The 13,779-nt window shown below is 41.0% G+C and carries 12 protein-coding genes; 8 read left to right on the forward strand and 4 right to left on the reverse strand.

Annotated elements, in window-relative coordinates:
* Positions 1-3: 3 nt before the first annotated feature.
* From Q3C15_RS07120 to Q3C15_RS07130, 3 genes are all read left to right on the forward strand, one after another.
* Entirely contained in the window at positions 4-798 is a 795-nt protein-coding gene (locus tag Q3C15_RS07120; RefSeq protein ID WP_204779616.1) for a two-component system regulatory protein YycI, read from the forward strand.
* Positions 799-839: 41 nt separating this feature from the next.
* On the forward strand, positions 840-1,628 hold the full coding sequence (locus Q3C15_RS07125; protein ID WP_282458463.1) for an MBL fold metallo-hydrolase: 789 nt from the start codon (positions 840-842) through the stop codon (positions 1,626-1,628).
* Positions 1,629-1,838: 210 nt separating this feature from the next.
* Positions 1,839-3,164 (forward strand): S1C family serine protease, encoded by a 1,326-nt coding sequence (locus Q3C15_RS07130; RefSeq protein ID WP_302704781.1) that lies wholly within the window; start codon positions 1,839-1,841, stop codon positions 3,162-3,164.
* Positions 3,165-3,357: 193 nt separating this feature from the next.
* Here the strand turns inward: Q3C15_RS07130 and Q3C15_RS07135 are convergent, their stop codons facing one another.
* Positions 3,358-3,543: a hypothetical protein gene (locus tag Q3C15_RS07135; protein WP_057827231.1), complete on the reverse strand. Its 186-nt coding sequence runs from the start codon at positions 3,541-3,543 to the stop codon at positions 3,358-3,360.
* 447 nt (positions 3,544-3,990) lie between these two features.
* Here Q3C15_RS07135 and rlmH point away from each other — a divergent pair, with 447 nt between their 5' ends.
* From rlmH to Q3C15_RS07150, 3 genes are all read left to right on the forward strand, one after another.
* Complete coding sequence (rlmH, locus tag Q3C15_RS07140; protein WP_302704782.1) at positions 3,991-4,470, forward strand: 23S rRNA (pseudouridine(1915)-N(3))-methyltransferase RlmH; 480 nt, start codon at positions 3,991-3,993, stop codon at positions 4,468-4,470.
* A gap of 115 nt (positions 4,471-4,585) precedes the next feature.
* Entirely contained in the window at positions 4,586-6,139 is a 1,554-nt protein-coding gene (locus Q3C15_RS07145) for an Nramp family divalent metal transporter (protein WP_302704783.1), read from the forward strand.
* A 12-nt stretch (positions 6,140-6,151) separates the two neighbouring features.
* Positions 6,152-6,592: a universal stress protein gene (locus tag Q3C15_RS07150; protein ID WP_057906315.1), complete on the forward strand. Its 441-nt coding sequence runs from the start codon at positions 6,152-6,154 to the stop codon at positions 6,590-6,592.
* 53 nt (positions 6,593-6,645) lie between these two features.
* Here the strand turns inward: Q3C15_RS07150 and Q3C15_RS07155 are convergent, their stop codons facing one another.
* The gene (locus tag Q3C15_RS07155; protein WP_302704784.1) at positions 6,646-7,491 is read right to left on the reverse strand and encodes an HAD family hydrolase; all 846 of its coding nucleotides are present in this window, start codon (positions 7,489-7,491) and stop codon (positions 6,646-6,648) included.
* Between the two features lie 99 nt (positions 7,492-7,590).
* Here Q3C15_RS07155 and Q3C15_RS07160 point away from each other — a divergent pair, with 99 nt between their 5' ends.
* Positions 7,591-8,871 (forward strand): glycosyltransferase family 2 protein, encoded by a 1,281-nt coding sequence (locus tag Q3C15_RS07160; RefSeq protein ID WP_302704785.1) that lies wholly within the window; start codon positions 7,591-7,593, stop codon positions 8,869-8,871.
* A gap of 36 nt (positions 8,872-8,907) precedes the next feature.
* Here the strand turns inward: Q3C15_RS07160 and Q3C15_RS07165 are convergent, their stop codons facing one another.
* Complete coding sequence (locus Q3C15_RS07165; RefSeq protein WP_064208144.1) at positions 8,908-10,359, reverse strand: APC family permease; 1,452 nt, start codon at positions 10,357-10,359, stop codon at positions 8,908-8,910.
* 199 nt (positions 10,360-10,558) lie between these two features.
* Here Q3C15_RS07165 and Q3C15_RS07170 point away from each other — a divergent pair, with 199 nt between their 5' ends.
* On the forward strand, positions 10,559-12,673 hold the full coding sequence (locus Q3C15_RS07170) for a putative ornithine decarboxylase (protein WP_302704786.1): 2,115 nt from the start codon (positions 10,559-10,561) through the stop codon (positions 12,671-12,673).
* A 56-nt stretch (positions 12,674-12,729) separates the two neighbouring features.
* Here the strand turns inward: Q3C15_RS07170 and Q3C15_RS07175 are convergent, their stop codons facing one another.
* Positions 12,730-13,623 (reverse strand): LysR family transcriptional regulator, encoded by an 894-nt coding sequence (locus tag Q3C15_RS07175; protein WP_057827237.1) that lies wholly within the window; start codon positions 13,621-13,623, stop codon positions 12,730-12,732.
* Between the last annotated feature and the right edge of the window lie 156 nt (positions 13,624-13,779).

Genomic DNA, 13,779 nt, shown 5'->3' on the forward strand with positions numbered 1-13,779 from the left:
AGAGTGAATTTTAAACGAATTGAATGGATCTTTTTTGTTGCGTTTATTATGCTGGATGTCTTTCTTGTTTCTTCATACTTCAAACAGGGGCCGATAATGGATGCAACGGCCAACCATCCTGAAAATACTACGGTATCAGTGTTAAAGAGTATGCGGGACGATCAGATCACGATTGGCGAAACGTCGAATGAAACGGGAACGGGATACTACGTTTCAAGTCCGAACAACGATGATTTGAAAAATAAAGCCGGCCAACTCCGCTATCAAAGCTGGAGCATGAACGGCAATCTGTTAAATTCAACCTTTGCAACGATGATCAAGGTCAATGCTGATAATCCTCAAAAGGTTTTGAAATCGATCGTGAATGACCCGAACCAGATCATTGATGGGAAGGATTACCAATACAGTAAGGCTCTTTCAACGAAGGATACGATCGTTTATACCCAAAAGGTCAATGACGAGCCATTTTACGACAATGGCGGGCAAATTCGATTCCATCTAAAGAATGGTTATGTCCAAGGATACAGCCAGGGACACCTTGATAATTTACAAACGTTGCGCGGTGCGCGGAAAACGTTGAGTCAAAAGCGGGCTTTGATTTGGTTGTACCAGTATAACAAGCTTCCAAGCAACTCAACGGTTGAATCAAGTAATCTGGCATACTCCAAAATGTTGACGGTTAACGGGAATACGGTTTACATTCCAACTTGGGTTTTTGAAATTAAAAATAACGCTTCCGGAACGATCATTTATCGGCGGATCAATGCCTTTACCGGAGCGGTAATGGATGATAATTAAATTGAAAGGGGTGGATCAGGACGGAAAAGCAAGATGATGCAATGCAGGTCAGTGTCCTTGCAAGTGGAAGTACGGGAAATGCAACGTACATTGAGACGCCTGAACATCAAATTTTGATCGATGCGGGCTTGTCCGGAAAGAAAATCGAAGAACTTATGAATTCGATCGGGCGGACGTTAAATGACGTTGACAGCTTATTTGTGACGCATGAACATACGGACCATAGTAAAGGAGTCGGGGTTTTGGCCCGGCGGTATGGAATGGATGTGTACGCTAACCAAAAAACGTGGGATGCCATGGCGCCGAAAATTGGGAAAATCAAACCGGAACAGAAGCATCTTTTAGAAGCAGGGAAAGTATTGTCATTAGGCGACCTTGACGTTGAAAGTTTCGGGGTATCGCATGATGCGGCTGATCCACAGTTTTATGAAATGCACCATGCAGGCCATTCGTTTGCAATCGTAACTGATACGGGGTATGTTTCCGAAAGAGTCGAGGGTGTCATTCGGGATGCCGAAGCAATTTTGATGGAATGTAACCACGATACGGAAATGTTGCGAATGGGGCCTTATCCATGGACGTTAAAGCAGCGAATCATGAGCGATACCGGACACCTTTCAAATGAAGATGGAGCTCGGGCCTTGATCGATGTTTTGGGGAATGATACCAAACAGATTTTTCTTGGCCACTTGAGCAAGGAAAATAACATTAAGGAATTAGCGCATCTCACGGTTGAAAATATTATGAAACAACATGATTTGGCCGTTGAGCAGGATTTTCATCTTTTGGATACCAGTCCAGACCAGGCAACAGCGCTAATGAAGTTATAATCAATTGTTAATTGAAATTCGGTTTAATTAAGACTGCGACCTTTGTCGTGGTCTTTTTTTATAAGGAAATTCGGATTAAATTATCGATTAATTTTTCTTATATTTAGGTTTAAATTTCTTTGATATTTTACGAATATTATTCATAAAGTGTTCAAATTTGGTTTTTATAATCGAAAGTATTAAAAGTAAGTTAGAAGGGAGTGGATCTTGATGGGTGATAAAAATCAATATAGCGGTGATTATACGGAAAATAACCAGGTCGAACAACCGCAACCGGCACCCCAACGACCGAAGAAGAAAACAATGTCGTTGAAAAAGGTCTTTTTAGTGGCATTAGCCGGCGGTGTCCTTGGCGGCGGAATCGTGATCGGCGGATGCGCAGTTTATAATCGGTATTCCAGTCAGACGGTAACGCAGGATAACCGGAAGGGAAAAACCGTTACGAGCAACATTAAGGTAACGGAAACCAATCAAGCAACCAAAGCGTTTAATAAGGTTAAAAACGCCGTGGTTTCAGTTGAAGCATACTCTTCATCAGATAACTCATTGGATTCGCTTTTTGGGAATTTTGGCGGCGGAAAGAGTGCCAAGGAAACCTCTGAAAGTGAAGGCTCAGGGGTTATTTACAAAAAGTCGGGGAACACAGCATTTATCGTTACGAATAATCACGTTATTGCGGGGTCAAATAAGGTTGAAGTATTAATGAGTAACGGAAAGAAGTTGCCGGCAACAGTTGTTGGTCATGATGCGATTTCTGATTTGGCGGTTTTGAAGATCAATGCCCAAGATGTTACGGAAGTTGCTTCTTTTGGTAATTCAGATGATATTCAAGTTGGGCAAACCGCCCTTGCGATTGGCTCGCCATTGGGATCTGAATACGCAACCTCGTTGACTGAAGGAATTATTTCAGCCAAGAAGCGGACGATCGACGTTACAAACAGTCAAGGAGTAACAACGGGTCAAGAAACGGTTATTCAAACTGATGCGGCCATTAACCCCGGAAATTCAGGCGGACCATTAATCAACTTGGCTGGTCAGGTAATCGGAATCAACTCAATGAAACTTTCAAGTACGGGAACTGGTTCGGGTTCATCAACTTCGGTCGAAGGAATGGGCTTTGCGATCCCAAGTAATGAAGTTGTATCGATTATTGATCAGTTAGTTGCTAACGGAAAGGTGATTCGGCCAGCATTGGGGATTTCGCTGATTGACTTGAACAATATTCCGGAAGAGCAGCAACAAAGTGTCTTGAAGCTTCCGTCAAGTGTAACGGGCGGAATCGTGGTTGCCAAGATTAATGATAATTCACCGTTGAAAGGATCAGGAATTCAGAAGGGCGATGTAATCGTTAGTCTGGGCGGGAAAAAGGTCACGGGCTTAGCAAGTTTACGTGAAGCACTTTATGCGCATAAGCTTGGAAGTACCGTTGAGATCGGATACTATCATAACGGTCAGGAAAAGACGACCAAGGTTCGATTAACGCTTGAAGCTAACGATCAAAATACGACGGCGGCGTCAAATGAAGATGGAAATTAAATAAGGATAATGTAAAAAGGCTGTGACGTAAGTCGCAGCCTTTTTGTTATTCCTGCATAATCGGGTTCCAAAACAAACGTGCTGAGTGGTGACGCGTAGCTAATTCGAAAACCTCCGAATTTATGCTGGCGCGATTCGTTCGCTTTTCTGCTTCCACCACGCTCGTTTTTTACGTTTTGTCACACCTTCTTTTTTAATACTGATCACAATATTTACAATATGGATGTTGCACATAGTCTTTCCAAAAATCAGCGTTGATTTCTTGGGTGCGACCGCATTTAGTGCAGCGAACAACGTAATTTGAAGATGAACCGATGATTCCCGGATTAAATGATGGAACCTTAACCAGTTCGAGTGTTTTGGTTAACATTTCTGCCATCTGAAAGCCTTCTTTCACCTATATTATAAGGGATTAATGCTGTTAAGCAAAAATACTTGGCGTCGCGTTTGTTCGGACAGGAAATGGTAAAAGTTGCGCAGCGGGTTGAAAAATGCGTATAATTTAACCAGCAAAACGAAAGTTATCCCCAATTTGTCCCCAAAATTCGTGTGTGAAACGCACAGGAAAATTCTTAAAGTTATCCACAAAGTTGTGAACAGCTGTGCAAAACTATCAGAATTAAATTGTTTTAATGTGTGGAACTTGCTTTAAAATAAGGATTTGTTGATGTGTTTCACATGGATCAAAAGAAATTAATATCGTTTCAAAGCTGTGGATGAAGAAAATTTTGAATTCTAAATATGGGGGCGAATTTTTGTTCGTACAAGATATTGATTCACGAATTGTGGATATGTGGATAACTTTGTGGAAAAGAGTCGATAACCATTGAATATCAAAATTGTCTGTGTTGGTAAATTAAAGGAAAAGTACCTTAAACAAGGAATCGCGGAGTATGCAAAACGGTTAAGCAAATTCTGCAAGTTTCAAATTGTTGGGGTCCCGGATGAAAAGGCGCCGGAAAAATTAAGTGATGCCGAAATGGAAAAGGTCAAAGAAATCGAGGGCGAACGGATCTTGTCAAAGATCAAGGATAAGGAGTACGTTTATGCGCTGGCGATTCTAGGAAAGGAACGGACTTCCGAAAAATTTGCGGAAGAAATCAAAGACTTAACGACCTATGGCACAAGCGACATTACGTTTGTGATCGGTGGTTCATTGGGATTATCACCGGCAGTGTTGAAGCGCGCAAATACTCAAATTTCGTTTGGGCGATTTACGATGCCGCACCAATTAATGCGGCTGGTTTTGACCGAACAGATTTACCGGGCATTTATGATCAATGCTGGAGCACCGTATCATAAGTAGGAGTAATTAGCGCTAAGTTAGGCGAACAGGCTGAAATTTGAAAAAGTTAGGCTTGCCAAAACTTTTGGTTTTATATACCATATAATTGTAAAATATGAGGGAAAGGGTGAAGAAGATGGCTGAAGAAAAACATCATCTTATCGAGTATGCGAACGGAAAGTCGTTGGAAGAAATCAACGGAACCGTTCATGTTCCAAAGGGAAAAGGATTCTGGCGAACCTTACTAGCATATTCCGGACCAGGTGCACTTGTTGCGGTTGGCTACATGGATCCCGGTAACTGGGCAACATCAATTACTGGAGGGCAAAACTTCCAATACTTGCTGATGTCAATTATCTTGCTGTCAAGTTTGATTGCGATGCTTTTGCAATACATGGCAGCTAAATTGGGAATTGTAACCCAAATGGACCTTGCACAAGCGATTCGGGCCCGCACAAGTCGGACCCTTGGAATTATCTTGTGGTTGCTGACCGAAATGGCGATCATGGCAACGGATATTGCGGAAGTTATTGGGGCGGCAATCGCGTTGAATCTGCTTTTCCATATTCCGTTGATGATCGCGGTCTTTATTACCGTATTCGATGTGTTGCTTCTTTTGTTACTTGCCAAAATTGGCTTCCGTAAGATTGAAGCAATCGTTGTTTGCTTAATCTGTGTGATTCTTTTTGTTTTTGCATATGAAGTAATCTTATCAGATCCAAACTGGGGAGCTGCAATTAAAGGCTTGATTCCAAGTGCAGGCGTAATGGCAAGTCATCCGTCGATCAACGGTGAAACCCCATTGACCGGTGCGTTAGGGATCATCGGGGCAACCGTCATGCCACATAATTTGTATCTCCACTCATCAATTTCACAAACCCGTGAGCTTGACCACGCAAGCGATGAAGACATCAAACGGACGATCAAGTTTACAACGTGGGACTCAAACATTCAATTGACCGCTGCATTCTTTGTAAATGCATTGCTCTTGATCATGGGGGTTGCGGTTTTCAAGTCAGGTGCAGTTAAGGATACATCATTCTTTGGTTTATTCAATGCATTAAATAGTCCAAGTTTGTTACATAATCATATTTTAGCGTCAGTTGCCCGGACTGGAATTTTGTCAACGTTATTCGCGGTTGCATTATTAGCTTCAGGTCAAAATTCAACCATTACGGGAACGTTGACCGGCCAGGTTATCATGGAAGGCTTCGTTCACATGCGGATGCCATTATGGGCCCGGCGGTTAGTAACGCGGTTATTATCAGTTGTTCCGGTTATTCTTTGCGTAATGACGACGAGCGGCGAATCAGTTACTCATCAACACATTGCGATCAATAACTTGATGATCAACTCGCAAGTCTTCTTGTCATTAGCATTACCTTTCTCAATGGTTCCGTTATTGATGCTGACGAACAGTAAAACCGAAATGGGGCAGTTCCGGAACAGTTTATGGGTTAAGATTGCCGGCTGGATTTCAGTTGTTGCCTTGATCTTCTTAAACCTTCAAGGCTTACCGGATCAAATGACGGCTTTCTTCAGTGATAACCCAACACCGCACCAGGTTTGGTTAGGCCACATTAGTGCAGATATTATCGGAACGCTGATCGTTCTCTTATTGATCTGGGTAATTGTCGAATTATGGGCAAGCAATCGGCGAATCAGACGGTCACAGGCAAACGAAAAGTAGAGGGGAAAAAGAATGGCTGAAAAAATTAAAAATATCAAACGGATCTTAGTTGGGGTCGATGATTCGGACGACGCACAACTTGCTTTCCGGGTTGCAATGCAACGGGCAAAGGAACTTGATGCGACCTTATACATTACGTCGATCCTTGAAAAAGATGAAATGAACGTATATCAAGTGTTGGATGCTGATTACATGCGCCAACAAGTTGAAAAATTAAAGAAACACATTGAAGATTACCGGAAGATTGCTCTCGAAGCGGGGGTTAAGAAGGTTAAAACGGTGATTGCGGAAGGCGATGCCGGCGAAACGATCATCAAAAAGGTGATCCCGCAGGTCAACCCTGACTTGCTTGTCATTGGGGCATTGGCTAAGGAAGGACTTGAGAAGTACTTTGGTTCACAAGCCGCTTATATGGCAAAATACTCGCCGATCTCGGTTTTAGTTGTCCGGTAAGGAATAATCCAAATAAAGCTCGCAGGAACGGAAATGGGTCCCGGCGAGCTTTTTTAGTTAGTTTTTAAAAAATGATTGATACCGTTGGCAAAACCATCGTGATTATTGTCATTAGTGATAAAATCGGCATGATTTTTAACGGTTTGAAAGGCGTTTTGCATTGCAATACTGTAATCGGCTACGTCAAACATTGAAATATCATTTTGACCGTCGCCAATTGCAACAGTAGATTTTTGGTGAGTATAGTTTTTAACAAAATTAAGTGCATTTCCTTTTGTCGCTTCTTTGGAAGTGACTTCTAAGTTCCGAGGTGAGGATTGAGTGCAAGCTAATCCGGTTCCTGCAATTTGCATTGCCTTTTTTAAAAGTTGCGGCTTACTGGAAAACATTTCAAACTTTAATATTTGAGTATTATTTCCCGGGTTAAAGGAATGATAAAGATGAGTATGTCTTGAATAAAACGAGCGATAATATTGTCCCATAAAATAAATAATCTTCTTTAGCTGATTCGATTTACTGTGAGCAAGCTGATAAAGGCGGACCATTGAAAGTAAATAAAATCGTGCAAAGGTACTTTTTTCAGTATAGATAATATAAATTAATTTATGCTGTTCACAAAAGTCAATCAACGGCTGAATGGATGATGATTTAAACGGAAAAGATTGAATAACATTGTTCTTATTATCTGTAATTAATGCGCCATTGAGTGCGATTAAATTACAGTTTAAGTTATACTTTTTCTTGATATTTAAGAGCGAGTCAAGATTTCTTCCAGAACAAAGGTAAAAAGCGTTTTGAGGATTTTTAGTCCAGCTATTAATTGCTTCAAGATTTCGTGGACTAATTTTAAGGGCGTCGTTAAAAAGGGTATGGTCAATGTCAGATAATAGAAGAGTCATAGAATTTCCTCTTTTCATAAGCAAAGATTTCTGTTAAATATTTTAATTTATTTTGAAAACGATTACAATATTGGTGAGGGATGCTTGGGAGATGTAAAAATGAAAAAAGTTTCAGTCATTGTTGCTGCGCATAATGAAGAAAAATACTTACCAAGATGTTTGGATTCATTACTAAAACAAACTTTAAAAGAAATTGAATATATTCTTGTTGATGATGCAAGCGACGATCAAACATATAAGATCATGCGTGAGTATAATCAGCGTTATCCAGAGTATTTTAAAGTTCTTCATAATGAACAAAACGAAGGAGCGGGAATTTCCCGTAATCGTGGAGTTGAGATTGCTCAGGGAGAATATATCGGCTTTGTAGACGGTGATGATTGGATTGAGCCTTCGACATATGAAAAACTATATAAGCAGGCAATAAATTTAGGTGCAGAGATTGTTGTGTGTGATGTAAATAAAATTTTTGCCGAAGAGTCACGGAGTATCAATGTTGAAAGTGTTCCAGATAAATCGGGGCAGATTGATATTGGTGAATACATTCGAAATGGAGAAAGTAATGCTTACTCGTTTAATAAGCTATTTAAGGCTGATTTATGGCATAAATTTCATTACAAGAAGATGTGCTATGAAGATTTAGATGTTTTATTAACTTTGATTGGAAGTGCAACAACGCTTGGTTATGTTAAAGAACCTTTATGCCATTATTTTAAACACGGAGGAACCATAACGTCTTCATATACTAACCCGCGACTATTTGATATTTTTAAGGCATATTATGATGCGATTGAAAATAGCGGTAAATATCGTGATGAGGTTGTATTTAATGCAGCTAAACGGATTTTACGAAATATGGAAACTCCGGGATTTAAATATTATCTGGGATATTTTATAAAATTGATTTCGCTTTTTAAAAAAGAATTTATTTGCAACCCATACATAAGAAAGGATAATGAGGTTCGGCGAATACTGGCGTTTACAGAATTACCGTCAAAGGATGACCAAGTTTTTATCGATGATGGAAATGATTTATCAAAATGGAAATATTTTGGTAAATATACAGCCTTTTCAACCACAACGTCATCTAAGTTGATGGAACTAAACCAAATATATGCCAAGGGTGGAGTTTTAATTTTGGGAAAAGTAGATCCGCAAGCACCTTTTGGAAACTTACTAACCTCTGGAAACAGAATTATTGTGGGAGATAGTGGCTATGTTTTGGCCTTTGATGATCATCATCCTTTAATAGCCGATTTAAAAAATAAAGTTCAACGTGAAAACATTTCAACACTAAAGGCAGTCCAAGAATTGATTTCCAAACGGAATGAAAAATATGGATTAGATTTTTATGACGTCGAAATTGAAGAATTAAAGTAAACAAAAAATCCATGGCTTCAACCATGGATTTTAATTTTATTCTTCTTTTAATCCTTTACGTTTAACTTCAAGCTTCCGTAACCCAGGAAGCAAGAATCCGAGAACGATCAGGAAGCCAACGGTCAGGAAGTTCATGATCAGTTGGTGATTGAATGAAGCGGTTCCTGGGTTAGCGTTTTGCGGAATGAATCCAAGGGTGGCACATACGAACGTAAAGATGAAGCACCACCAACCCATTGCAAGGGCGCCTTTCCGGTTCTTAATGTAGACATAATCGGACTTGAATTCGTCTTCGTGCCAGCGAATGGCAATGAATGCGACGAAGACAAGGGCGGTCTTGTATGGTGAAACGATTCCATTCAGGTTCAATAACCAGTTGTAAATTGAATTGATGCTTGGCAATGTTCCACTCAAAAGCAAGATCAATAAACTGATTCCGGCAGTTAAGATGTAACTGTTAACTGGCCGGCCATTCTTATTGGTCTTGGTTAACCAGCTTGGCATGTACTTCGAAGCAGTATCACTTGCGAATACCCGGCTGGCAGCGTCAATTAAGATCGCTAATTGAGCCAGCATGAAGAAGAGTTGAACAAAGGCGAAGACGTACATCAAAGTCTTGCCCATGCCGCATTGTTCTCCAAGAAGCCGGAAAGCATAGTACGGACCGTTCATCTTAAAGTCTGATGGAATGTGGTTGGCGTTGAAGAAGACGGCCAATGCTAATGTCCCAAAGATCGTTAAGAAGGCGGTCATTAATGCTAATGCCCACATTGCTTTATGGAAATCTTTGCGTGGATTTTTCAAGCGGCTGATATATGGTGCAGCCAATTCAGCCCCGGACATTGCGAAAATTAGAAGTCCAGTCGTTGAGAAGTAGTGCAGACTAAAGCTTGGCTTGAATGCACTCCAGCTGAAGTGGGTTGCGATGTGTGCGCCGTGTGCAAGTGCCCAAACCGTCATGAAGACGAACAGCATTGAGATCAAGAACATGGCACCCCCGCCGATGATCGACAAAATTTCCAATGAGTTTTTAACTTTGTTTTCGAAAATAATGAACAATAGGATAATAATGAATGTCATTAATCCAAAGGTTGTTGTTGACATGTGTTGGTTCAAGGTTGCGTTTCCTAAAATGATCCAACTGATTGAAACAACAACGGAGTTTGAAACGTCAACTAAGTACGGGATCGTTTGGGTCCAATACATCCATGACGTAACGTATCCAAAAAGGTCGCTGTGGGTCCCGCGGCGAATCCAGGAAGCAAGGCCCCCGGCTTCTTCACCGCCGAAAGTTAATCCCAATTGAGTTGCAATCAAAGCATAAGGGATAACGTACGAGAAAAGTAAGAAAATCCATGAAACAACAACTGAAAGCCCTTGGTTTTGAAATGGATAGAAAATATTTTCAAAACTAATGATTGTAACGAAGTCCAGTAGGGCAATTACTGGCCAACTCATATAATGTTTTTTCGGTGCTAAATCATCCATAAATCGAAATTCCCTCTCTTTGTTAAATTTTATTCGGTAATGGATGAGTTGCCCGGAGCCTTATTCCAGCTAAAACCAGCATTATACTGCATTTTATTCCTCCTATTGTTATACTAGATATGAAAAAAGATATACCTTTAATAGTGTAATTCAAAAACAATGTTTATGAAAGATTTTTTCAGAAAAAGAGTGATCGAAAATGAAAATTTTGAAAATTGCTGCTCCGAAGAGTTTGATGCAGTATGTTTCAAAGCAATGGCCAGTCGTTGAACTTGCTTCAACGCTTAAAGGGGCTGAATTAGCTGCCATGGTTGTCAGTGCTGAAAGTGAGGATGAAATGCGGCTTACAGCGGCTGTCCAAGCGAAATCAATGCTGGATATTCCAGTTGTGAAGGTTGATATTACGCAACCGGTTGTTGATATTACCCGGGAAATTGATGCTGCGGCATTGCAATATGAAAAGAAAATGGTTCCGCAATTCTTAACCGATTTAGTTGAATTTGCAGATCGGCGCCCAATCAGTTTTACGACTCCCGGACACCACAATGGAAGATACAACGAAAATCATCCGGCTGGGGTCGTTTTTAACCGGTTCTTTGGTAAAAATATGCTATATGCTGATACCAGCGACACGGTTGCTGAGTTAGGCGATACGATGACGCATGCAGGCTCACCATTAGAGGCTGAACAAAAAACGGCAGAAGTTTACCATGCAGATAAAGCCTATTTCTGTCCAAACGGAACAACGGGATCGAATGACATTTGTGCAAGTGCGGTTTTACGGCCCGGTGATTTAGTCTTATTTGATCGGAATAACCACAAGTCGCTTTATAATGGGGCCTTGATCATGAATGGCGCCAAGCCGGTGTATATTCCAACGGACCGCAATGCGCTCGGATTGATCGGTGAAATGGATCCGCAATTTTTGACAGAAGAAAGATTGCGTAAGGAAGCTGCGAAGGTTGATCCGGATAAGGCGGCACAGAAGCGGCCATTCCGGATGGCGGTTATTCAAGCTGAAACGTATGATGGCGTTTTCTACAACGCGAAGTGGATGCTTGAACGAATCGGAAAGTTATGTGATTACGTTTTATTTGATTGCGCATGGGGCGGTTTTGAACAGTTTATTGAAATGATGAAGCCGTTGTCGCCGTTAGCGCAAGACCTCGGTCCGGATGATCCGGGAATTTTGGTAACTGAATCACTTCATAAACAACAAACCGGAATGGGATCAGCTTCACAGATTTTGAAGAAGGATGCACATATTAAAGGCCAAAAGCGGTACGTTGATCATAAACACTTTAACAATGCTTATTTGAAGTACGTAACTTCCAGCTATAATTATCCGTTATACGCGTCAATGACGGTTAACCCATATATTGCAAGTGGAAAGAGTAATTTAGCATGGTGGAATGATATTTTGAAACGCGGGATCGAATGGCGCAAAAAGCTGCTTCGAGAATCGAAACTATTCCGACCGCTGGTTCCGCAAACGATTGATGGCCGGAATTGGGAAGAGATTCCAACCGATGAATTAGCAAGTGATTTGAAATACTGGCAATTATCATCCGAAAGCAACTGGCATGGATTTAAGCGGGCCGTTTCAGGGGAAGCCATCATTGATCCGTTGAAATTAACGGTCATGCCCCCGGGAATCGATGTTAAGCATGAAGAATATACTGAAAAGGGAATTCCGGGAGCAGTCGTTGCTGAATTTTTGACCGAGCACCGAATCTTAAAGGCTAAAGCCGACTTGAATTCGTTGCTGTTCTTGCTGACCCCCGGTGATACGCCAAGTGATTTGGACGCGTTGATGACGGCGTTGCTGGAATTTGAACGGTTATACTTAAACGATGCACCGTTGGAACAAGTTTTACCAAAATTAGCTCAGGAATATGCTGATCGGTATCAAGGATACACGATTCAACAGTTATGTGATGAAATGCATGCATATTACCGTGCCCACCAGACCTTTAAGTTGCAACAGGCATTGTTTGAAAAACCAAACATGCAGGATTATGAGATGCAGCCGGCTGACGCGGACCTCGCATTTCGGCACAATGAAAGTGAACTGTGTGACCTGGAAGAAGTTGAAGGCCGGATCGCAATGGAAGGTGCGTTACCATATCCTCCGGGCGTCTTTATTGTGGCTCCAGGCGAACGGTGGCAAAAGGTTGATTGCGACTACTTTAAGACATTAGTTGGCGCAATGGAACGGTTTGACGGCTTTGTTCCTGAAATTCAAGGAGTCTATTATCAAAAAGATGATCACGGCAAGATCCATGTGCAGTGTGAAGTTCTGAAAGAAGAATAAAAAAAGCGGTTGAGATTAAAATTTCAGCCGCTTTTTTGTGTTTTGTCACATTTATTTTATTCATGGTATGTTGGTAACCATTCATCAAGCAATTGTAAGTATTCCTTTTCAAAGTAGTTATTATTAAGGTATACCAGGTAAATTGGATGGGTAATGTTAATCGCGTGAAGTTTAACTTCCATTAACGAGCCTTCATGGATCTGCCGGGCAACGATTCCGCGGTACATGAAGCTGATTCCAGTTCCCATTTCGAGCACCTGCTTGATGGTTTCAGGGTTACTAATTTGAGTTCGTTGATCAAAATCACTGACTTTTAAGTTTTGGGTTCCTAAAATTTGTTGCATAATGGCGTATGAGCCAGATCCGCTTTCCCGGTAAATCAACGGGAAGTTTAACAATTCCGTTAACTTGTATTCCCGATTTGGATCAAGGCCTAATTTCGGGGATGCAACGGCAATAAATGGTTCGTCAATTAACGGCCGGACCGTAAATTGTTCGGTATCAAAATTTCCTTCGACTAGGGCAAAATCAAGTTTGCCAGAGTGAAGTTGATCAAGACATTCCTTGGTATTCATCACATCACAGTGAAGGATAATCTCAGAGTGCCGTTCGTTTACGAATGAAATTAAGTCTGGCAGCATTGAGTTGGTTAATGATTGGGTTGCTGCCAGGTGCAATGGCCGTTTGTTTTTCGGAATTGCATGTAAATGTTCCTTAAATTTATTACTTTGGGAACGCAACGATTCCACAAATAAGAGAAGCTGTTTGCCTGATTGGGTAAGGTGAAGCTTCCGTTTCTTGTAAGTAAATAACTTTACGTTCAGTTCTTCTTCAAGATTTTTAAGCTGCTGGGAAACAGCTGGCTGGCTGATGTAAAGCTCTTCTGCCGCTTTGGTGTAAGAACCAACTTTGGCAACCGTTAAAAAAGTGATTAATTTGTGATCAAACATAATTTAACCTTCTTCATCGAGATAAACGATACTTATAATCCTATTTTATATGATTAATTTAGATTATTCAACGTCCGAATGAAGGTTATTCGGGAAAGAAAAAGAACAAAAAAAGAGGTTGTGATTAATCACAACCTCTTTTCGCTTTCAGAATGC

The organism is Ligilactobacillus sp. 110_WCHN (assembly GCF_030518115.1).
Lineage (GTDB): Bacteria > Bacillota > Bacilli > Lactobacillales > Lactobacillaceae > Ligilactobacillus > Ligilactobacillus aviarius_C.

Coding starts and splice junctions, on each gene's coding strand:
- Q3C15_RS07125 (WP_282458463.1), top strand. CDS start 840: ATGCAGGTCAGTGTCCTTGCAAGTGGAAGTACGGGAAATGCAACGTAC.
- Q3C15_RS07130 (WP_302704781.1), top strand. CDS start 1,839: ATGGGTGATAAAAATCAATATAGCGGTGATTATACGGAAAATAACCAG.
- Q3C15_RS07135 (WP_057827231.1), bottom strand. CDS start 3,543: ATGGCAGAAATGTTAACCAAAACACTCGAACTGGTTAAGGTTCCATCA.
- Q3C15_RS07145 (WP_302704783.1), top strand. CDS start 4,586: ATGGCTGAAGAAAAACATCATCTTATCGAGTATGCGAACGGAAAGTCG.
- Q3C15_RS07150 (WP_057906315.1), top strand. CDS start 6,152: ATGGCTGAAAAAATTAAAAATATCAAACGGATCTTAGTTGGGGTCGAT.
- Q3C15_RS07155 (WP_302704784.1), bottom strand. CDS start 7,491: ATGACTCTTCTATTATCTGACATTGACCATACCCTTTTTAACGACGCC.
- Q3C15_RS07160 (WP_302704785.1), top strand. CDS start 7,591: ATGAAAAAAGTTTCAGTCATTGTTGCTGCGCATAATGAAGAAAAATAC.
- Q3C15_RS07165 (WP_064208144.1), bottom strand. CDS start 10,359: ATGGATGATTTAGCACCGAAAAAACATTATATGAGTTGGCCAGTAATT.
- Q3C15_RS07170 (WP_302704786.1), top strand. CDS start 10,559: ATGAAAATTTTGAAAATTGCTGCTCCGAAGAGTTTGATGCAGTATGTT.
- Q3C15_RS07175 (WP_057827237.1), bottom strand. CDS start 13,623: ATGTTTGATCACAAATTAATCACTTTTTTAACGGTTGCCAAAGTTGGT.